Origin of the sequence: Zhongshania aliphaticivorans (assembly GCF_902705875.1) — a bacterium.
Lineage (GTDB): Bacteria > Pseudomonadota > Gammaproteobacteria > Pseudomonadales > Spongiibacteraceae > Spongiibacter > Spongiibacter aliphaticivorans_A.
Map to the genome: position 1 here is coordinate 2,719,744 of NZ_CACSIK010000001.1, position 19,671 is coordinate 2,739,414.

17 protein-coding genes and 1 pseudogene are annotated in these 19,671 nt (G+C 47.2%); 2 read left to right on the forward strand and 16 right to left on the reverse strand.

Features of this window, described 5'->3' with window-relative positions; genetic code table 11:
• Window positions 1-98 precede the first annotated feature (98 nt).
• The 15 genes and pseudogenes from AELLOGFF_RS12220 to AELLOGFF_RS12285 all read right to left on the reverse strand — a co-directional run.
• A pseudogene (locus AELLOGFF_RS12220) lies at window positions 99-284 on the reverse strand (acetyl-CoA C-acyltransferase); the annotation flags it as partial.
• Entirely contained in the window at window positions 281-409 is a 129-nt protein-coding gene (locus AELLOGFF_RS18140) for a hypothetical protein (protein ID WP_268818555.1), read from the reverse strand. The gene AELLOGFF_RS18140 and the pseudogene AELLOGFF_RS12220, both read right to left, overlap by 4 nt.
• Window positions 410-776: 367 nt before the next feature.
• Entirely contained in the window at window positions 777-1,580 is an 804-nt protein-coding gene (locus AELLOGFF_RS12225) for an enoyl-CoA hydratase/isomerase family protein (protein WP_159269002.1), read from the reverse strand.
• A gap of 550 nt (window positions 1,581-2,130) precedes the next feature.
• The gene (locus AELLOGFF_RS12230; RefSeq protein ID WP_159269003.1) at window positions 2,131-3,222 is read right to left on the reverse strand and encodes an NAD(P)/FAD-dependent oxidoreductase; all 1,092 of its coding nucleotides are present in this window, start codon (window positions 3,220-3,222) and stop codon (window positions 2,131-2,133) included.
• Window positions 3,223-3,440: 218 nt separating this feature from the next.
• Complete coding sequence (locus AELLOGFF_RS12235) at window positions 3,441-3,872, reverse strand: PaaI family thioesterase (RefSeq protein ID WP_235035715.1); 432 nt, start codon at window positions 3,870-3,872, stop codon at window positions 3,441-3,443.
• 60 nt (window positions 3,873-3,932) lie between these two features.
• Window positions 3,933-5,009, reverse strand: a complete 1,077-nt coding sequence (locus tag AELLOGFF_RS12240; protein WP_159269004.1) for an alpha/beta hydrolase fold domain-containing protein — start codon at window positions 5,007-5,009, stop codon at window positions 3,933-3,935.
• 152 nt (window positions 5,010-5,161) lie between these two features.
• Window positions 5,162-6,025, reverse strand: a complete 864-nt coding sequence (locus tag AELLOGFF_RS12245; protein WP_159269005.1) for an alpha/beta fold hydrolase — start codon at window positions 6,023-6,025, stop codon at window positions 5,162-5,164.
• A 33-nt stretch (window positions 6,026-6,058) separates the two neighbouring features.
• A complete protein-coding gene (locus tag AELLOGFF_RS12250; RefSeq protein WP_159269006.1) occupies window positions 6,059-7,513 on the reverse strand; it encodes a DUF3336 domain-containing protein in 1,455 nt (484 codons plus the stop codon).
• A gap of 228 nt (window positions 7,514-7,741) precedes the next feature.
• Window positions 7,742-8,506 (reverse strand): enoyl-CoA hydratase, encoded by a 765-nt coding sequence (locus AELLOGFF_RS12255; RefSeq protein ID WP_159269007.1) that lies wholly within the window; start codon window positions 8,504-8,506, stop codon window positions 7,742-7,744.
• A gap of 81 nt (window positions 8,507-8,587) precedes the next feature.
• Complete coding sequence (locus tag AELLOGFF_RS18100) at window positions 8,588-10,957, reverse strand: acyl-CoA dehydrogenase family protein (protein ID WP_235035716.1); 2,370 nt, start codon at window positions 10,955-10,957, stop codon at window positions 8,588-8,590.
• Between the two features lie 30 nt (window positions 10,958-10,987).
• Window positions 10,988-11,650, reverse strand: a complete 663-nt coding sequence (locus AELLOGFF_RS12265) for a nitroreductase family protein (protein ID WP_159269008.1) — start codon at window positions 11,648-11,650, stop codon at window positions 10,988-10,990.
• A 71-nt stretch (window positions 11,651-11,721) separates the two neighbouring features.
• The gene (locus tag AELLOGFF_RS12270; RefSeq protein ID WP_200842660.1) at window positions 11,722-12,774 is read right to left on the reverse strand and encodes a phosphotransferase family protein; all 1,053 of its coding nucleotides are present in this window, start codon (window positions 12,772-12,774) and stop codon (window positions 11,722-11,724) included.
• A gap of 1 nt (window position 12,775) precedes the next feature.
• Window positions 12,776-13,996: an acyl-CoA dehydrogenase family protein gene (locus AELLOGFF_RS12275; RefSeq protein ID WP_159269009.1), complete on the reverse strand. Its 1,221-nt coding sequence runs from the start codon at window positions 13,994-13,996 to the stop codon at window positions 12,776-12,778.
• Between the two features lie 602 nt (window positions 13,997-14,598).
• Window positions 14,599-15,120 (reverse strand): VOC family protein, encoded by a 522-nt coding sequence (locus tag AELLOGFF_RS12280; protein WP_159269010.1) that lies wholly within the window; start codon window positions 15,118-15,120, stop codon window positions 14,599-14,601.
• Window positions 15,117-15,884, reverse strand: a complete 768-nt coding sequence (locus AELLOGFF_RS12285) for a VOC family protein (RefSeq protein ID WP_159269011.1) — start codon at window positions 15,882-15,884, stop codon at window positions 15,117-15,119. The genes AELLOGFF_RS12280 and AELLOGFF_RS12285 overlap by 4 nt, the downstream gene beginning before the upstream one ends.
• Window positions 15,885-16,230: 346 nt before the next feature.
• Here AELLOGFF_RS12285 and AELLOGFF_RS12290 point away from each other — a divergent pair, with 346 nt between their 5' ends.
• Window positions 16,231-17,457, forward strand: a complete 1,227-nt coding sequence (locus AELLOGFF_RS12290) for a serine hydrolase domain-containing protein (RefSeq protein WP_159269012.1) — start codon at window positions 16,231-16,233, stop codon at window positions 17,455-17,457.
• Window positions 17,458-17,733: 276 nt separating this feature from the next.
• Complete coding sequence (locus AELLOGFF_RS12295) at window positions 17,734-19,038, forward strand: spinster family MFS transporter (protein WP_159269013.1); 1,305 nt, start codon at window positions 17,734-17,736, stop codon at window positions 19,036-19,038.
• Window positions 19,039-19,262: 224 nt separating this feature from the next.
• Here AELLOGFF_RS12295 and AELLOGFF_RS12300 read toward each other — a convergent pair whose 3' ends face one another.
• Complete coding sequence (locus tag AELLOGFF_RS12300; protein WP_159269014.1) at window positions 19,263-19,637, reverse strand: hypothetical protein; 375 nt, start codon at window positions 19,635-19,637, stop codon at window positions 19,263-19,265.
• Between the last annotated feature and the right edge of the window lie 34 nt (window positions 19,638-19,671).

Here is a 19,671-nt window from a genome sequence, read left to right on the forward strand (position 1 = left end):
GAATAATTATTATAATAACGTGATACTAGCCTCTTCCATGGGCTTTAAAACAAGCCCTTTTTGCTAATAAACTAACCGAAAATATAATCCAATCGGTTTTATAGGCGCTCAATAATAATTGCCGGCGCCATACCGCCAGCCGCACACATGGTGACCAAGCCGCGCTTTAAGTCACGACGCTCAAGCTCGTCCAGCAGCGTACCTATCAAGATAGAACCCGTTGCCCCAATCGGGTGACCCAGCGCCATAGCGCCACCGTTAACATTGACCTTTTCGCGATCTAATCAGCAATAGCACGCAGTACTGTTGAACCAAGGCGTTGCGGGTGTATGTGCGTTAAGGCACCTTTACCGTATTTACCCACACCACGCGGAGTTCTGCACGCGTCAATAATATATGCTTCGGTCATAACAATTCCTTCTACTTTCTCATTCCAAAATATTCAATTGAAATTAACTCAACTGAACCCTTTTACTCACAGCATTTTTGACTACTGTTCTTTTAAATTATTTTGAATTAGAAAACACGAACCCATATCGCTTACTTAGCTAACTCAATGATTACAATTTTCCGCGTTCGCACTGATTCTAGTTACGCCTTAAGCTGCTTAGACAGGTCAACAATAATTCCATCTGGACGACCGAGATAGCATAAGCAAACAAACCTAGTCGCGTTTTATCTGAATATTTGATTCCCGCTCTTAGCCAAACCCCGTCGTACACTCCCCCATGATCACAGGCAATTGCACAATCTCTCAGGCTCTTACAAATACACCCTTAGATATCGCGATAGTGTGGCGCTCGCCGCTCTGTAAATGCAACTAGCCCTTCTTTGCTATCTTCGGTCAAACTACAGAGAATTTGATTGCGATCCTCTAGTGCGATGGCGGCCTCCAAAGAAGCGGTATCGATATTAACGTTCAGGGCTTCTTTAGATAGTCGCAACCCCAACGGGGAATTGCTCAACATCAATTTAAGATCTTCTTCAACTGCATTTTCCAACTGACCTAGCTCCACCACTTGTGACACCAAGCCTATATCGAGCGCACGCTGGGCGAGAATAAACTTACCTGTAAGTATCAGTTCTGCCGCAAGTGATGCACCCACTAAACGCGGCAAGAAATAGGATGAACCCATATCACAGCCGCTGAGACCGATACGTATATAGGCACAGTTCATTTTCGCGGTGGTGTCGGCAATACGGATATCCGATGCCAATGCCAAAGATAGTCCACCCCCGCACGCAGCTCCGCTAATCAAAGAAATTATGGGCTGAGGACAGCGACGCATGGCAATGTAGATTTCAGCAATAGAACGCTGGAATGCCAATCCCTGTTGTGGGGAGTTCAGGTCTTGCGTTTCTTCTTCCTTAAGATCCAAGCCGGCACAAAAGGCACGACCTGCGCCTCTTAACACAATGATACGACGCTCGGGGCGAGTAGCCATTCCGCGAAAATAATCTCTTAAGGCTGTTACCATCTCTAAATTAAGTGCGTTCAATGAATCAGGACGGTTCAATATTACCCAGTCGACTGCGCCTTTCTCTTCAATAATTAAATGTTCGTTTTTTTTATTTTCCATCAATTAATCTCCCCTCTGCTCGCTTGAGCAAAATAGTCTACTAAGAATGCGTAGACCGTTATTAATTAGCCTTTTGGCCAGCCTCAGTCATTTATGATGTTAAGGATTCCTTGTTCAGTATCTATTTTTTATTTTTCAATTTTCAAACTTGAGTTCTCACCATCAATTGAATAAGCATCAATTAAATCTCAAGAAAAACCGCTAACCTTATTCATTAATTGAGCTCTATTTTCCACATTAACAGCATAAAAGAATAGCTAGCTAGGGTCATTAAACTAGTTTAATGACCCTAGCTTTTAAGTGATGGTGATATCTTTTAAGTTCACAATCGATGCGCTAGGGGTTTACCTCCCCCTGTAGGAAAAATAGTCAACTGAACATTAAGTGTAGAAAATTTAAAAAAATCAGATTTTATTTTTATTCATAACTCACCACTAAAGCCAAGTATTAGCCTAGCAATGAAGTCATTTTATTTACGAGCATCAATAATATTAGGGAAGTATTTATCAATCAGACCATGCCAATCACGCCTGCCAACCTCCCTCACGCTTTATTTGAGACGCAGCTGCTTGCGGTATTTAGGAATAAACAACTCCTTACCTTTTATTTTTGACGTAAAAAAATGGCCCACGGCCATGCCCTGCTTTCCGAAAGGTAAGGCAGTGGCGCCAAAATTGGAGCCCAGCGGCACAAGAATCGGGGCCACTGGCCAGGGCGTATAGGGTTTTAAACTTGTTACTGATTTGCCAGCCAACACGACCTTAATGGTCTTTTCCAACCAAGGCACTTGGCGAGCTAGGGCGACGATGGTCATGGCATCACCCGATGCCAGTACATCACCCACCGCAAAGAGATTCGGTCGCAATTGGCTCGGGCGCATCCAACCGTCGTGTTCCACGCGGCCATCGGTAGCGAGCTTCACTCCATCAACTTTGGCCAGCAATTCAGACTGTGGACGAGAACCTACCACCGGGAATACAAGATCGGCTTCGATCTGCTGACCGCCTTCTAGAGTGACCTTTCCCGCATAGGGCTCTGAAAGGGATTGTAAATCCTCCACAGCCTTACCGGTATGTAATTGCACACCCAGTTTGAGCAGGTCTGCCTCCAGCTTCTTCGCCAAGTTCGGTGTGTAAGTGGGAAATAAGTGATCTTCATTGGTGACCAAATGAATCGCTTTGCTCGGGTATTTACAGGCAATCTCGCCTGCCAGCTCCGTACCCACTGGGCCGGCACCCACAATAACCACCGTATTAGCGGCATTAAGAGATGCCGCCACCTCCTTCTGAGCAGCGCGATAGTCATCTAAACCAGCGTCAGAATGCTTAAAAGGTTTGGCATACGTTGAGCCTGTGGCCACCACAATAATGTCTGCGGGCAATTCACGACCATCAGTTAGCTCTACGCCATCTTCTTTGATGTTTGCTACCCAACCCTGTACGACCTTACCGCGCGCTAATAAGTTGTCGTAAGGCATAATTAACTGATCCAACAACGCCGGCTCGGCAAGCGCTCTGATCGCGGCTGGGGTATGCACAAAGCAGGACTTGCCGTCGATCATCGTGACAATCGCCACGGAATCCAATTTTTTAGCGAGGTCTATCCCGCCGTGCCCGCCACCGATGATTACGACATTCTTCATTAACGATATTACCTTCGTTGCATACACCAAATTGTAATACAATATATCAAATATTTAGTGGGGGCAAAGAGCTTATTTTACCGCAACCCCTCACGATAGAACGCTCACGCAGGTTCTACCGATACCTAGATGGATATATACTCATCCAAAGCTGACCTAACAGCCAAATCCTGCCAAAAAGAAATTCAGCTTAGTTCTAATAATCAGTCTTAAGGACATTAATCTACTTTTCGAGACAACTTTCCTACAGACGTCCCTGTCGCCGTAAGCACACCATCAGAAGTGTAGAGCTTGGCCTCAAAAAAGCCGGTTTTATAACCCGCCTTAACGATTTTACCCTCTGCCAGTATTTTGCCTGCACGGGTGGGTTCTAAATAGGTGGTGTGTATCTCAAGAGACGACATATTAACAATGCTATGATCCAAGCCCCACAATACATGGCTCATTGCCGCGTCTAGCATGGCGGTGACAAAGCCACCCTGCACCACGTCGACAGAATGGCAAAGTTGAGTATCGACGTTAAATTCCATTTTGCAGGTTTGCTCAATGGGATCTAAGTCGAGCACCTTGGCACCAAGCAATATCAAAAAGGGCAATTGATCACGGTTAAGATCAGCTATGCTTTCCTGTATCGTTTTAGTCATTAGCATTAATTGGTTTTCTCCTACCACAGATCATCATTGCCTAGCTTACAACTACTAAATCTACCACTAAGAATTTGCGGCCATAAATTTCTCTATTTCTAACATCGCTTCATCACCCTCTGGCACCTGATCATGAAAAATATGCCAAACGTGCAACATATGCGGCCATACCTGCAGTAACGCTGTCGTGCCACTCTGTTTAGCCTTATTAACGTAGCGACAGGCGTCGTCGAAAAACATCTCTGCCGAACTGACGTGAACAAGTATGGGCGGCAAGTTCGAGAGGTCGCCATGAATAGGCGACAACCACGGTTCATGAGGGCGGGCGCGATTGCTAAAAAGACTAAACCACAAAAGCAACGAACGTGGGATTTTCATCAGCTTGCCAAAATCAGGCCCTAGCATTGGATCTGTGGGAATATTTTCACGCATGCTTTTACTAGAACAGGTGCCGTCAACAGGCGGCGACAGCGCAACCGCGGCATTAACCGGACGCAAACCCTCATCCCGCGCCCAAGCCACCAGCGCTAAAAGCAACAAAGCTCCAGCTGAATCCCCCGCTGCAAAAAAAGTTTTTACTGAAGACGTCCCCTCAGGGCCATTTTCCAAAATCCAACGATAGCTCGTCTGGCAATCTGCCATACAATCCATTCTGCGGTGCTCTGGTAGCAAGCGGTAATTAATTGCCAATACAGATGTTCCTTGAGATTTTGCTAATCGCGTAGTAATAGCACGATGGCTGAGCGCACTACCTGCCATAAACCCGCCTCCGTGGAGATAGAGCAAGCGACGATTTGGATCGGCATTGTCGGCAAGCACCCACTCCGCAGCGACACCATCAACATCCACGGGCTGTATACGCACTCCGTCTAGCGGGACCTCGCTACCCAAGGCATCGATAGTTTCGCGCATAGTGGGGACTACTTCCCTGAAGGAGCCCTTGGGCTGAGATTTTCGCCGTTCGTTCAACATATTCAGCGCATCAACGTGGCCCTGACTGGGCGCAAGATTGGCAGGCCTCATCACTGTTTCAGGTGCACCGTCATAGCGACTAAGGTTTTCTCCACCCAGATAGAAGTGAGTAAATACCCAAAGCAATACCAATAAGATTAAGGCACTTATTAAAATAATTTCGGCAGACAAGACGGTAAACCTCAATATTAATTTAACTGTTACAAGCTTACAGGCGCCAACAGCGGAAACAAAATCCCGCTTCCTGAATCATTCAAAGCCAAGCTGACACTGCATTTATAAAAGAGATATTACTGACAAAAATACAACCCCGCATGGCATCATCACTTGGCAAGAAAGCCTTCGACCTCGGTCATAAAACGATCAAACTGATCATGGTGCAACCAATGCCCTGCCTGTGGAATATTAACAGTAGAAACATTTTGAAAATGCTTTATTCGCCCATCAACTTCTGGATCAACGGCGAAAGAATCTTCACCACGCAACATTAATATGGGACAACTAATACGCTGCCAAAGTGAATACAAATCAATATATTCATGATCCGGGTAAAGTGCGTGAATGTAGTTGTCGTATTTCCAAGAATAAGTGCTATCTTCGTTTTGTTTTAGCGCATGACGGGTTAGATGGATTGCTCGCTCATCATCAAGGTGCCCATTTTCACTACGCATACGGGCCAAGGCTTCAGCAAAGCTTGGGTAACGCTTGACCTGTCGTGAAGACACGTTGTAGACACTATCCATCCACTCTGTGAGTCGCTGATGGACAGGAATGGAAAGGCTGTTTTCAATTTCTTCTTTGGACTTTATCAAGCCTTCAATAATAATCATTTTATCAACGATTTCTGGATTTATTCCCGCGTACATCAAGGAAATAAAGCCACCAAAGGAATGCGCAATAATGGTAATTTTTTTATAACCCTTAACGTGTACTAACTGTGTTAAATCATGGACAAAATCTAGTTGACGATAACTGCCACTTGCCGACCAATCACTGTCGCCATGACCACGTAAATCAGGGGCTATGATGTTGTAATTTGAGCTCAGCGCCTGAGCAACCCAATCCCAATTCCGACAGTGATCCAAACCACCATGAATCATGAGAATCGGCTCTGCCTTAGCATCACCCCATTCCACATAATGGAGGCGCAAACGCTGCGAATAGTAGTTTTGTGAAATAGGGTTCATAGTAAGTGCCAACAACAAATACCTTTTTTAAATTTAAGATTTTTTATCGTGACTAGATCGGGACGATACATCAACTATTTTGCCACTATCATAAGTAGCCAGAATTTCTTTTAACTTGCGGCTAATTTTGGTCTGCTGACGAATCATTTCTAGCTTAGGCCAAGTACAACGTTCGCCAGAATTAACAAGGTGAGTGATTTCTTTTGCGCTCGGTGTTGCCAGCACGGTTCTTGGGTTGAAAAATCTATAATCTGGCAGAATATTAATATCGCCGCCGTACTCTTGATTTATCAGCGAACGAATCATTCCCGTCACTTGGGTCACTTTGCCATTATTTCTGTCCGCACGACCGAGTATCATGGTAGCGGCATTGACCCATTCACGCGCTGAGCGCCTCGCGGCTGCACGGAGTATTCCCGCGTTGCTAGGGCGACGTATGGAAGCCGCGTCGAAGGGAATTACAAAAGGGTTCGCTTGACTGACAATATAATGATTGACGCCATACAAGCGAGCGAGACGTTTAGCAGGTAAATCGTCGCTGAAAGAGCCGTCAACCCAACGCCGAGAAGGGAGGTAATTCACACGCTCACCGTGATCATCCAAGGCTTTTAAGGTAACCGGCTGATAAATTCCCGGTACTGCCGTAGACGCCATCACGGCACTGTGAATCAGCACGCTGGGAGAGGTAGTTTCGTTTAATAACCGCGATGTTTGATGCGTCTCAGCAGCGGCAATTGAAATATTTACGGCGCGGCCAGTTTTGGCATAAGCCTGTTCAAAGCTTAGGTCCGGCACTATTCCAGCAATACTTTCCTCTAGGTCAGTCGGATCGGTCACTCCCGATCTTGCGGCCCCCTCCTTAATATCACCGAGCAAATAGTCTAGATGGAGTTTTTCCTTTAATTCAGAATCACTGTGAGTACAGAGCATGCTTGCAACGATGGCTCCACCGCTAGAACCAGAAATAACACGAGGCAATAATCCTGCATCCACCAGTGCCTTGGCGACGCCCATATGAAAGAACAAGAGTGAACCCGAACCGCTAAGCATTAACGCTGTATGGCCAAAACAATGATTCGCGCGTTCAAAAAATTGAGCCTTTGTGTCAGCGGCAATATCGGCACTGCTGTCATTAGCAATCAAATCTAAGGTGTGCACAATCTCATCGATATACTCTTCAATCAGGTTTTTTGTTCCCGCCTTGGCGTGCTGATACAGACCTCCGCGCCCCATACCACCGACGTTGCCGTGAATCCCCTCGTTCAAGGTAAACAACAACCCACGAATATCACCCCTAGCTTTAAGACTCCGTAAACGATCAAGCCGTCCACGAATGGATACGTAGTCGAACTGACTACTGGTATCGGTACGACGCCATTTATCCAGCTTATGATATTTGTCATAAGACTCGGCAGCGGCTAGCCACTCCTCATAGCTTTGAGCGCTTTTCAAAGCGCGAGAGAGTTGATGGCTAGTTAATATTTGCATTCTTGATGTAGCTCCAATGTTGTTTTAGTTTTTCTTGTCACAGGCTTTTTAATTCAGCAACTTTAGAACGTTTACTATTGAGCTCCTTCCAAAGGAGCGGTCATAAAACCTTAGGCTCGAAATATGTAACAGCGTTCGGGAAGTCGTTAGAAACAAAAATCGTGTCCAGGGCCGTTAGCTGTTTCATTGCGGTCACCCTTGCCAATTGGGCAGTTATTAATTTTATTTTTAATGCTGCTTACGCCCTGCATCCATGACGGTGTCTCTACGCTCATCCAGCGCTGCAGCACTAATTTTTTTGGCATGCGCTCGACTAATTTTTCCCTCTTCCTCAATTCCTTCACTCAATCCGTGATCAAGCGAGTAATTAATAAGGCGCTGTACGGCTTGCAATGTATCGCGATCAGCGGCTTGAATATCTTTCGCCAATTCAAGGCAATACGGTATCAATTCATCGGCTGCCAGCACACGGTTAACCAAGCCCCAATTAGCCGCAGTATGCGCATCGACATATCGCGCTGAATAACTCATTTCCTTGGCGCGTGATGCACCAACTAACATAGATAAGCGCTGGCTCAGGCCCCAACCCGGCACCACACCCATACGCACATGGGTATCGGCGAACTTAGCCTGCTCTGATGCAATGAGAATGTCGCACATCAACGCAATTTCAAAGCCACCAGTGATCGCAAATCCATTAATAGCACCAATGAGCGGTTTACCTAGATTGCGCACCGCGTCGTGAAATTCAGGGCCGCCGTCACCCTCGGACTGCAGTCCTGTTTGGCCCAACTCTTTTAAATCAAGGCCGGCAGAGAAAGATCGACCAGACCCGGTAAGTATCACCACATCCGTGGCCTGATCAGTCGCCAACCGTTTGAATTCTTGTGCCAGCGCCGCTCTAAGCTCTAAAGAGAGCGCATTAAGCTGCTCAGGTCTATTTAGAGTGACGGTAGTCACTCCCTCGTCTGTGTGACTGAGTAATACACTCATCTCACCACTCCTTCTAAAACCGGATTCATCCGCTGAGATGCGAACGCGCAATGCATTCACATTTCAGCAGCGCATTTCTAATCAACCGCGCCCAGTTGGAATGTCGTTGAACGCCAAACCTTTATCTGCGCGCATCTCTTCAGGTAAACCAAGCACGCGCTCGGAAATGATATTGCGCAAAATTTGGTCGGTGCCGCCTTCGATGCGCAGCGCCGGTGAACGCATCAACATCGCCTGGAAGCGTGCGCCACCCTCGGCAATATCGGCATCATCAATTACCGCCGCAAAACCCTGCATATCCATCGCGTATTTGGTGAGGTCCTGCATCAACTCACCCGCAACCAGTTTGCTTATGGAGTTCTCAGGGCCAGGCATGCCCCCTTTCGCTACGAGATTGATTGAGCGAATGCCGGCGTTCTTCAAGCCAGACACTTTGGAGTAATAATCCGCTAGACGGGCTTTTACGTCAGGACGCGCTATCGCCTTGTCGTTTTCAAGAATCAGCGTGTTTACCAGCTCCATAAAATCTGCAAGCCCCGTTGGCATAAGTCCACCAATGGCCATACGCTCGTTCATCAATGTTGTGAGCGCCACGCGCCAGCCATCACCAACCTCGCCAAGGCGCTGCGCGTCGGGAATACGGACGTCTTCGAAATACACTTCGTTGAAGGAGCTACCACCATTGATTTGCTTAATCGGGCGCACGTCTACACCGGCAGAACGCATATCCACAAAAAACATGGTCAAACCTTTGTGTTTCGCCACCGTCGGATCGGTCCGCGTAATCAGGATACCGTAGTCAGAATGTTGCGCGCCTGAGGTCCAAATCTTCTGGCCATTAACCACCCACTCATCGCCATCTTTAACTGCTTTGGTACGCAGACCAGCAAGGTCTGAGCCGCTACCAGGCTCAGAAAAAAGCTGACACCAAACTTCTTCACCACTGGCCAATTTAGGAAGATAGCGCTTTTTCTGGCCTTCACTGGCGTAGGCAATCATAGTTGGCCCACACATACCCAAACCGATAATAAACAGGCCAGATAGCTGGCTATAAACACCCTCTTCTTGCCCCCAGATAATACTCTGCATCGGCGTTGCACCACGACCGCCATACTCCTGTGGCCACATCATTGCTGCCCAGCCGCCTTCAGCCTTCTTACGCTGCCAAGCCTTGGAGACTTCAACGATGTCTTCACCGCCAGTATTCGCCTTGCCAAATACACTTTTCTTAAGGTGTGGTGCCAAATGTGTCGGCGCGTTCTCTGCTAACCACGCTCGCACTTCTTTCCGGAATGCACTGTCTTCGGGGCTGCTGTCATTCGGTACTGCGGCGCTATCAACATCGCCACCCTGAGCCGCTATTAAGTCCACCAATTTGCCTTCCCAGACACTGAGCCCACCAAGCTCTAATGTTTGGTAATTTGAGCGGCGATAGTAGATATGGCAATCAAATTCCCAAGTAAAGCCCATACCACCGTGAACCTGAATATTGTCCTTGGTGCACAACTGATAGGCCTTTGTGGCAGATACACGCGCTGTCGCCGCAACCAAAGGTAGGTCTGCAGAGCCGGTTGCTAGGACTTCGGCAGCTTCAAAACAATTGGACTCGGCAAGGCGCAGCGCCGTATACATATCGGCCATTATATGTTTTAACGCTTGAAATGAACCGATAGGCCGACCAAAGGCGTAACGCTCTTTGGCGTATTCTACAGCCATGTCTAAGGCCGACTGTGCCCCACCAATTTGCTCAAAGGCAAATAATACCGCGGCGCGGTCATACACTTGCTGGAGCTGATCCCAGCCCTGGCCATCGACACCTAGCAACTCAGCTTTTGCGTTATTAAATGTGACCGTTGCCGTATTTTTTGCCGGATCAATGGTGCTGACATTTTTCCGCTCAAAACCGTTATCACTCAACTCGACAATAAACATCGCAGGGCCAGCTTCGCCCTTAGCAAGAACGATAGCGATATCCGCAATGCCACCATCTGCTACGGCTAACTTAGTGCCATTTAAAACATCGCCGCTTACCGAACAGCTAATTGAGGACACTGTCACTTGCTCAAGTGTCTCGGCAACAGCAAAAGCACCAATCAGTTCACCACTGGCAAGTTTAGGCAACCAGTGCGACTTTTGCTCCTCACTACCAAACTGCACAAGCGCTTCAGTTACCAAATAGACAGTCGATGAAAAAGGAATAGCAGCTGCATGCTTACCAAGGCTCTGCGCCACCAAGCATAGACTTTTATAACCCGTTTCGACGCCACCATATTCGGCGGGAACATTAATGCCCATCAGGCCCATCTCGGCCATGCCTCGCCAAACATCAGCAGAATAAGGCTTCTCGCCATCCAATACCGAGCGGACTTCTTCTATACCGCTGTTATTACTTAGGTATTTATCTACCTGTTCCTGGATAACTTTATCGTCTTCTGAAAAATCGAGATTCATTTACTTGCTCCTTGTTTTTATAAAACAGCTTTAGGCAACAAAATTTACAGCGGTGTCGAGAGAGACTCGATCCGTCTTGGCTTGGTTGATTGCCGCGTCAGGATCGGGGTAACCAAATGACATGCCAAACAACACCCCTTCACTATCTGACAACGACAGAAACTCTCGTACCGGCGCAGGAAACTGTCCCAGCGCACCTTGCATACAACAACCAATACCTTGCTCTGCAAGCAGCAGTGCCAGTGATTGCGCATAAATTCCTAAATCGACCGCACCCATAATGTTCAGGTACTTTTCCATCGTAAAAAATACCGCATGAGGCGCACCAAAAAACTGCCAGTTTTTTATCATCGCGGCGCCTCGCGCTTGTTTGTCCTGACGCTCAATACCAAGCGCACCATAGAGTGCGCTAGCAGAACCAAACTGACGTTCTCTATGATCACCTTGATAACTAACAGTCCAATCAAAATCTGGAGATGGTGGCTTGCCTGACATGACCTCTGTGACTAAGAGAGCACTCAGGGCGTCTTTTTTCTCGCCGGAGATCACATGGGTTTTCCACGGCTGGGTATTACAATTAGAAGGTGATTGCTGAGCATCGCTAAAAATCTGGTGCAGCACTTCATCGGCAACCGGCTTATCCAAAAAACCGCGTGTCGAAGACCGTGACGTTAATAGCTGCCTAACACTCATATATACTCTCCAAATTTTAGTATGAAATTGTTAAATATTATTCTTAGCCATCGCTCTCACTGCGTCAGACTCTAACCGTTAGGTATGCCTCGTTCAATCCAGCGCTGAGCGCGATTAAATAACGCTACCGTAAAGCCATGCATCATATCCCCAACGCCCTTGTCTGCCTTTCCGGCGCAGGCACGGGCATGCGTCCCTTCTAGAATGATTCCGAGTTTGAAACACGCCAACACCGCATACCACTGCAATGCCGACAAATCACGATTGGAATACTTGCCGTAATGTGCAATTAATTCGGCAATCGATAAGAACCCGTCTGTCGGCTCTATCCTTGCTGTAGCAAAGCCATCATCATCGTCGGTCGTTGCCATTACCCAGCCAAGATCCAATAGCGGATCACCAATAGTGCTCATCTCCCAGTCAATCAACGCCGCCAATTCACCATTGTGATTATTAATCATGGTATTGGCCAAATGGCAGTCGCCATGGATGATCCCAGGCGTCGTGTCTGCGGGGATATTGTTTTCCAACCAGTCGTAAATTTCTTTCTCAAAAGGTAAGTTGCTATCACCATAGCCATCCAGCTTGGAAAAACCGTCCAACTCACCACGCCAGCGGCCGGGCTGCCGCTGCAAAAAGCCCTCAGGCTTACCAAAATCTGTCAGCCCTAGACTTTTATAGTCCAGCATCCCCAAAGCCGCCAAGGCTTCCATATGGCTCTCTGAAATACGACGACGCATGGCTGCATCGCTGCGATGGGGCTCGGGCATGACGGTAGCCGGGTTAAATCCATCCACCGGCTCCATCAAGAAAAATACCGCACCAAGTACTGACTCATCTTCACAATGCGCGATATAGCCAGGGTGTGGCACATTGCTGCCCGCCAAGGATTTCAGCATTCGCGCCTCTCGCAACATCACTTTGTTACTACTGGCACGAAGGTGTCGAGGTGGGCGGCGCAACACAAAGGGGCGACCACCGCGCTCAAAATACAATAAAATATTCTGGGTGCCGCCGGTTAGTAGGCGCTGATTATCAAAGCTACCGCCCGGAAGGCCTTGCATCTGCATCCATTCACCAAGACGGTCAAAGTCTACGAGATCTTTTTCTACTAGAGGAGTCAACTTATCCCTCCTCCACTGCGGCTTTGATCGTGGTTTTACCCAGCTGAGCCATATGCACCTCGTCCGGACCGTCGGCCATACGCACGAATCTCGCGTAAGCGAAGAGGTTAGCAATTGGCGTATCTTGGGAAAGACCCATGCCACCGTGTGCCTGCATGGCGCGGTCGGCGACTTCTTGGCACATACGAGGCGCCACAATTTTAATCATGGCGATAAGATCTTTGGCTTCTTTATTACCAAACTTATCCAACTTGTCCGCCGTGCTCAGGGTGAGCAAACGCGCTTGCTCAATTTCACAGCGTGACTTAGCAACTTCTTGGCGAATACTGCCCTGCTCTGACAATTTCTTACCAAAGGCCACGCGAGAGTCGACGCGCTTACACATCAAATCCAAGCAGCGCTGAGCCGCGCCAATCAAACGCATGCAGTGATGAATTCGGCCAGGCCCAAGACGGCCCTGCGCAATCTCAAAGCCACGCCCCTCACCGAGAATAATATTACTCACCGGCACACGCACATTCTCCAGCGCCACTTCGCCGTGACCACCCGGTGAATGCAATGCGTTAAAAACTTTCAAAGGCCGCACCAACCTCACGCCCGGCGTATTTTTTGGAATAACAATGGTGGATTGCTGGATATACTTTGCCGCCGTGGGATCCGTTTTACCCATCACCAAGAAGATTTCACATCGTGGGTCATAAACCGCTGACGACCACCACTTGCGGCCATTAATCACATACTCATCGCCATCACGAACAATGGAACACTCAACATTGGTGGCATCTGAGCAGGCATTTTGAGGCTCGGTCATCAAAAAGGCCGAACGAATATCTCCCGCTAACAGAGGCTTGAGCCATTTCTCTTTTTGTTCGGGTGTGCCATAGCGAGCAAACACTTCCATATTTCCGGTATCAGGCGCGCTGCAGTTGAATATCTCAGAAGCCCACTCATTACGGCCCATCAATTCTGCCAGTGGTGCATACTCAAGATTCGTCAGACCGGGACTAAATTCTTCATACTCTTTAGGTAGAAACAAATTCCACAGCCCCTGCTCCTTGGCTTTCTGCTTAAGCTCCTCAATAAGCGGTGGCACAACCCAAAGATTGGCGGGATCCTCAACAAATTCGTCGAAAGCCGCTTCGGCAGGGAATATATGCTCTTGCATAAACCCGTCCACCCGCGCCATAAGCTCTTTCACCTTGTCGCTGTATTCGAAATCCATCTATCTTATCCTTTTATTGCAAGTTGAATTCATCGTCGATATTTTCCGGCGTAATAGATGGTTGATAATTTCTGCAAGCATGCATTTTTCATTAACAGACAAAAAACAGTTTTACTGCCATCTCATTAATGGATGTTCACGCTCGCTAATCATCAAAACCCCATCACGCCTTTGCCTTTAATGTATAAACAAATTTTTAGTATTCAGTCTCGTAACGATATTCAAATTTGGCTAAAACGAGCTCTAGGTTTGACTGCTTAACGACCCGAGGCAATGGCTGTAGTTATTCATTATTTGAGCTCTATATTTGATACAGCAACAGCATAAAAGAATAAAAAGAAAGGGTCGTTAAACTAGTTTAACAGGGGCCTGTTCTCACACTATGGCGGTGTATTTCCGATAAAAACTAAACGGCAACCCTGAACAAGAAAGCTCAGCAATGATCAAGCATTACCGGACTGCTTACTCATCTCATGCCAATGTGAGTCATCTCTAACTAGGTGCGCTATTTCATGATTCATTATTGTTTTCATTATCATAGGATTTTTTACTAATCCTATGATGGCCAGCTCATACGCCCAGAGCCCACAGACACATTTACCCTAAGCCTTTAAGCGCTCCAGCTCGTCATTCGTCAAGCCGATATAGTCCACTACACTGGGCACAATCCACTTAGCCATATCATCTGTAGTCGTGGTCGAAATTTCCAAGGCAATGTCATCTGGACCCGCAAAATAAATTGAATGACAAAAACCGTGATCCATAGGCCCTAGACAATGTACACCTTTTGCACGAATTCGATCACGCAGAGCCAGTAATTCCTCAATCGAATCAACATTAAACGCCGTGTGCTGCAGGGTGCCGGCACGCGTATTATCGGCGGCATTTTTTGAATGGGTGACACCCATTTTAATATCTATTGGTGTACGCAGGGTGCTAAGAAAAGAAATTGTCGCGCGGTCATTCATTCGCATAAAAGCACGCACGGCGTTCTTTGCAGGGTCGGCCCATTGAATTGACACTAGCGTCATGCCAAGCACATCAGAAAAATAGCCCAAAGACTTTTTCATGTTGCTGCAGTTGAGTTCAAAGTGACTGAAGTCGTTTACTCTTTGCTGTGTCATGCCTTTCCCCTGCTAGAAATAATTGAACTGAGAATCACTTTTAAGGTGATTTTTAGCCCCGCTAAACGCCGTTTCAAATTAAACGGTTGCTTCTCGTTAGGGGGCACACTATCCACCGTAGCGTCAAACAGCAGTTCATCTGAAACCGTAAGCAATGCTCGGTATACAGGGTCTGGATAATTCATATGGTAGCCGGCATCGGCACCCAATAACGGATTGGGAACCGGAGTACTTGGCCGAGTATAGGGCTTGTGTGTTTTAAGGGCGTCCAATGCGTCCTTATCCAAGCCAACGGCTGCCGCCGCATCAGCATCGAACACGTTTTGCTCTGCGCTAGGCTGACAGCTAATTTGCAGTAGCATGCCCTCTGGGCCTGAAAAGTCGAAGGAGACAGGGTAGCCACCCGCGTTGATCTCAGAACAGCTAATGCCTTTAGCCTGAATTTTTTCCCGGACACTGCTCAGCTCTTCTAGACTGTCAACGTTGAACGCCAAGTGATGCATTGTGCCCCGAGTGCTGGTGCCGCTCATCTCGCCGGGGTGGGTAACACCAACAATTTGTTCCGCGCTAATATCTGGGTGGTACACGAAGGCCATACACGCCGAGTCATTAATCTTAAGGAATCCGTGCACCGTATTTTTTACACCATGCATCCAATACAGCGCTGCCAGGGGAAACCCCAACACATCGTTAAAATACAGCAGGGTTTTGCGCATATCTGAAGTGCAGAGCGCGAGATGGTGGATACCATTTGGTTGTAACATAATTATGTCGTCCACTTTCGATGCTATTTATTAAAAATTGATACCTGTATAACTTGAGAAGCTATTCCAAGCTAGTGATGCCTCAGGCCTTACAATCAGGTCGCGAGATTGCCAAGAGGCTCTCAATTTAATTAAATCTATTCATTAGTGTACCCTCGTTATTGTTCTTTTGTATAGCAATATGACATTATTGCCTTGCATCAGCCCAGAACAATTAACTGATCACATAAAAGCTGAAGCCTTACTCACATAGCCATTCGTCTAGGCCACGCTATACTCAGCCCTAGATGCCACACACTGAGTGATGACTCCAGCCAATAACCAATAAAACGAAAAGAGCTGAAAGATGACAACAAAAAAGACCTCAATCATAAAAGTCGCATTGCTGAGCCTACTTGGCCTCATTCTCATCGCTGGGGTGTATTACGCACCACTGATACAAAGGCTCTACTTCTCTCTTAATATAGAGGATGAGGCCAGCATGCCGGAGAATTTAAGAACGCTGCACCAATACTACAGCACCCACCTCATTGAGAGCTCAGCCACACCGCAGCCCTTCCCTCGCCAATTGCAAGAAAACGTCCTGCCGGAATCATTTCAAAGTCATGGCGAAACCATCAAGACCAAGGCTTTTTTTACTGATGCAAAGCCTACTGGCTTAGTCATCATTAAAGATGGTCAGATTATTTATGAAAACTATTGGCGTGGTCTTACAGAATCAGACACACAGTTCGCCTTCTCCGTGGCCAAATCCATCACCTCGGTCCTTGTCGGCATGGCGATCGGGGATGGTCTAATCAACGACGTGAACGATTCGGTCACAAAATACCTACCTCATTTCAAAGGCTCCGCTTGGGATAAAGCCACTATCGCCAACACACTCGAGATGTCCAGCGGTGTAGAGTTTGACGAAGATTACTCACGCACAGACACCGATATGCGTCGCTTCCAGATGGCCTATCTATTCGACAAACCTATGGAAGACTTTCTATTATCCTTAAAATCAAATCGCGAACCCGGTATCAGCCAAGGCTATAACAGCATGGAAACCCAAGCCGCAGGGTTTGTCATTCGCTCCGTCATTGGTGAGCGCTCACTATCAAACTATATGCACGAAAAACTCTGGCAGCCCCTGGGCGCACAGGACAATGCCTACTGGAATGTGGATGGCGCAGGAATGGAAGTCGCCATAGGTGGCCTGAGTATGAGCTTGCGCGATTTGGCAAAAATTGGACAATTGTACCTGCAGCGCGGCCGCTGGAATGGCGAACAACTGATTCCCGAATCATGGGTACTTGAGTCAACGACCCCAAGCAAGCCTTACCAAATGCCCGGCCGAGATAACCCCCTCTCGGAAAAACCGTTCGGCTACGGCTATTTGTGGTGGACACCGGTAGACCCCAACGGGCGCGAGTACTATGCTTCAGGCCTTTACGGCCAGTACCTCTTTGTCAATGAAGACAAGGGCATCGTTATTGCCATGTACAATGCCAACAACAACTTCAACTCTGCACCCGACTGGTGGAAAGAGCGCTACGAAGATTTTTTCCAAGCCATTGCCCAAAAGTACTAATTAAATCGCAATCAAGCTAATCACTAAACCAGCAACTTGCTCGCGGCGCGACGGGCTAACAAAAACCTTAACCACCGCGAATTCGCATCCCCAATGCAATAGGTGTATTGAGATGATAGAAGCAGAAGTTTTAAGCGAGGCCCCATCAAGTCACGAATTTTTTCGAGATATGTAAACAATAAGCTAGTCCAGCGGCTTCCGAAAATAATCGCTCCCAAACAAAGTTGTTCCGAATACGCACTTGCTATACGCCAAAACATAAAAAAAGAGGTCGGAATGGAATCAAACATTAATGCACCCCTCGGGGCTAAAAACAATCCTTACGCAAATAAGGGGTATCGCTATTATGTACTTGGCGCACTCACCACTGCCTATGCCTTTAATTTTGTTGACCGCCAGATTTTGGCCATTCTTCAAGAGCCAATTAAAGCTGAGCTAGGCCTTTCTGATGGCCAATTAGGCTTGCTCACTGGATTCGCCTTTGCCATGTTCTATGTGGTAATGGGAATCCCCATAGCGCGGATAGCTGACCGTGGTATACGACGAAACATTATTGTCTGGGCTATTGGGATCTGGAGCCTTATGACGGCGTTCTGTGGTCTTGCCCAGAACTTCATGCATCTACTGCTAGCGCGTATCGGCGTCGGCGTTGGTGAAGCAGGTTGCAGCCCGCCAGCGCACTCCATGATCTCTGATATATTTCCCCCTAGCACACGCGCCACCGCATTAGCGACCTACAACGTGGGTGTAAACATCGGCATTTTAGTGGGCTTTATGATGGGTGGTTGGCTGCATGAGCTCTACGGCTGGCGCGTCGCATTTTATGCCGTTGGTATTCCCGGCATATTATTAGCCCTAGTATTTCGATTTACGATAAAAGAACCTCAGCGAGGCTATTCCGAAGGTAAAAAGCAAAGCACAGACACCACGCCTCAGCCAACGGCAAAAGAAGTCATTACCTTACTTTGGTCAAAGCGCACGTTTCGACATTTAATGGTCGCCTCAAGCATGGTCGCATTCTCAGGCTACGGCTTGCTCAATTGGTTACCGTCTTTTCTAGTACGTAGCCACGGTTTGGGCACAGGTGAAATTGGCACTTGGTTAGCCTTAATCGCGGGCATAGGCGGTGGAATTGGCACATTCGCCGCTGGGTACTTTGCAGACCGTTTAGGTGCTCGCGATGGTCGCTGGTATGTTTGGATAAGCGCACTCGGATTTAGTATTCAGTTGCCACTAATTATCACAATGCTGCTTATCGACAATAGTAACGCAGCCCTGCTATGTTTCATCATTCCTGGTGCATTGGGCACGATTTATCTAGCGCCGGTTATTGCCGTCGCCCATAGCTTGGTCGAGAACCGTATGCGGGCCCTGGCCTCTGCCATCGTATTTCTTATTATTAACTTAATCGGCCTAGGTCTTGGACCGCTACTGGTTGGTATTGTAAGCGACCTACTCGCACCTTCTTTGGGCTCGGAGAGCCTTCGCTATTCGCTACTATTGCTGGCAGCCACCGCCATTACGATTGGCATAGTACATTTTTCACTTGCCGCCCGCACCATTCGTGAAGAAACCTCTTAAACACTATAATCACAGCCTATTCCCCGACCAACATCGGCAGAAAAACCCGTAAAGCAGCTATGATAAAACTATAATAATAGCTGTTTCTAGGAACCCGTATAAAATCAGACTTTGCAATAAAACTGCGCTTACAACGGATAGTCGCGAATTTACCAGTAAAGTGACCCAGTACATCCTTGGGACAAACATAGATAATTAGCCACTTAGTTAATTGGCTATTATGTTTAGGTATACGTTATTACGGTGACAAACTTCCACCGAGCATTATCTTTCTTCATTGTATAAATCGTATGGAAAGTTTCTGGCTCGACATGGTTGTTCAAGAAGCGGGGAACCGAACAAGATAGTTGAGCTAAATTTACACCCAGCATTTCAATTTTAAAATTATCGACTTCTGAATGCATATACCCAGATTCTCTGAGCATATCAAACATATTTTGAAAGAAGCTTTTAACCGCACTTTCACTCTCTAATGCATAAACCTCACTTTCGGAAATAAAAAGGCAAGGAGCCGAGTAGAATGAGTAAGCCATACCATGCTCTTGCTTGTGAAACTCTTTTAGATAATCCGAGTATAAGTCTGATATTTCGGCTTTCATTATATCTAACCCTTAGATTTTTTTCTTCAAAATT

Coding starts and splice junctions, on each gene's coding strand:
- AELLOGFF_RS12235 (WP_235035715.1), bottom strand. CDS start 3,872: ATGCTAATGACTAAAACGATACAGGAAAGCATAGCTGATCTTAACCGT.
- AELLOGFF_RS12255 (WP_159269007.1), bottom strand. CDS start 8,506: ATGAGTGTATTACTCAGTCACACAGACGAGGGAGTGACTACCGTCACT.
- AELLOGFF_RS12250 (WP_159269006.1), bottom strand. CDS start 7,513: ATGCAAATATTAACTAGCCATCAACTCTCTCGCGCTTTGAAAAGCGCT.
- AELLOGFF_RS12280 (WP_159269010.1), bottom strand. CDS start 15,120: ATGACACAGCAAAGAGTAAACGACTTCAGTCACTTTGAACTCAACTGC.
- AELLOGFF_RS12290 (WP_159269012.1), top strand. CDS start 16,231: ATGACAACAAAAAAGACCTCAATCATAAAAGTCGCATTGCTGAGCCTA.
- AELLOGFF_RS18140 (WP_268818555.1), bottom strand. CDS start 409: ATGACCGAAGCATATATTATTGACGCGTGCAGAACTCCGCGTGGTGTG.
- AELLOGFF_RS12275 (WP_159269009.1), bottom strand. CDS start 13,996: ATGGATTTCGAATACAGCGACAAGGTGAAAGAGCTTATGGCGCGGGTG.
- AELLOGFF_RS12230 (WP_159269003.1), bottom strand. CDS start 3,222: ATGAAGAATGTCGTAATCATCGGTGGCGGGCACGGCGGGATAGACCTC.
- AELLOGFF_RS18100 (WP_235035716.1), bottom strand. CDS start 10,957: ATGAATCTCGATTTTTCAGAAGACGATAAAGTTATCCAGGAACAGGTA.
- AELLOGFF_RS12295 (WP_159269013.1), top strand. CDS start 17,734: ATGGAATCAAACATTAATGCACCCCTCGGGGCTAAAAACAATCCTTAC.
- AELLOGFF_RS12225 (WP_159269002.1), bottom strand. CDS start 1,580: ATGGAAAATAAAAAAAACGAACATTTAATTATTGAAGAGAAAGGCGCA.
- AELLOGFF_RS12285 (WP_159269011.1), bottom strand. CDS start 15,884: ATGTTACAACCAAATGGTATCCACCATCTCGCGCTCTGCACTTCAGAT.
- AELLOGFF_RS12245 (WP_159269005.1), bottom strand. CDS start 6,025: ATGAACCCTATTTCACAAAACTACTATTCGCAGCGTTTGCGCCTCCAT.
- AELLOGFF_RS12300 (WP_159269014.1), bottom strand. CDS start 19,637: ATGAAAGCCGAAATATCAGACTTATACTCGGATTATCTAAAAGAGTTT.
- AELLOGFF_RS12265 (WP_159269008.1), bottom strand. CDS start 11,650: ATGAGTGTTAGGCAGCTATTAACGTCACGGTCTTCGACACGCGGTTTT.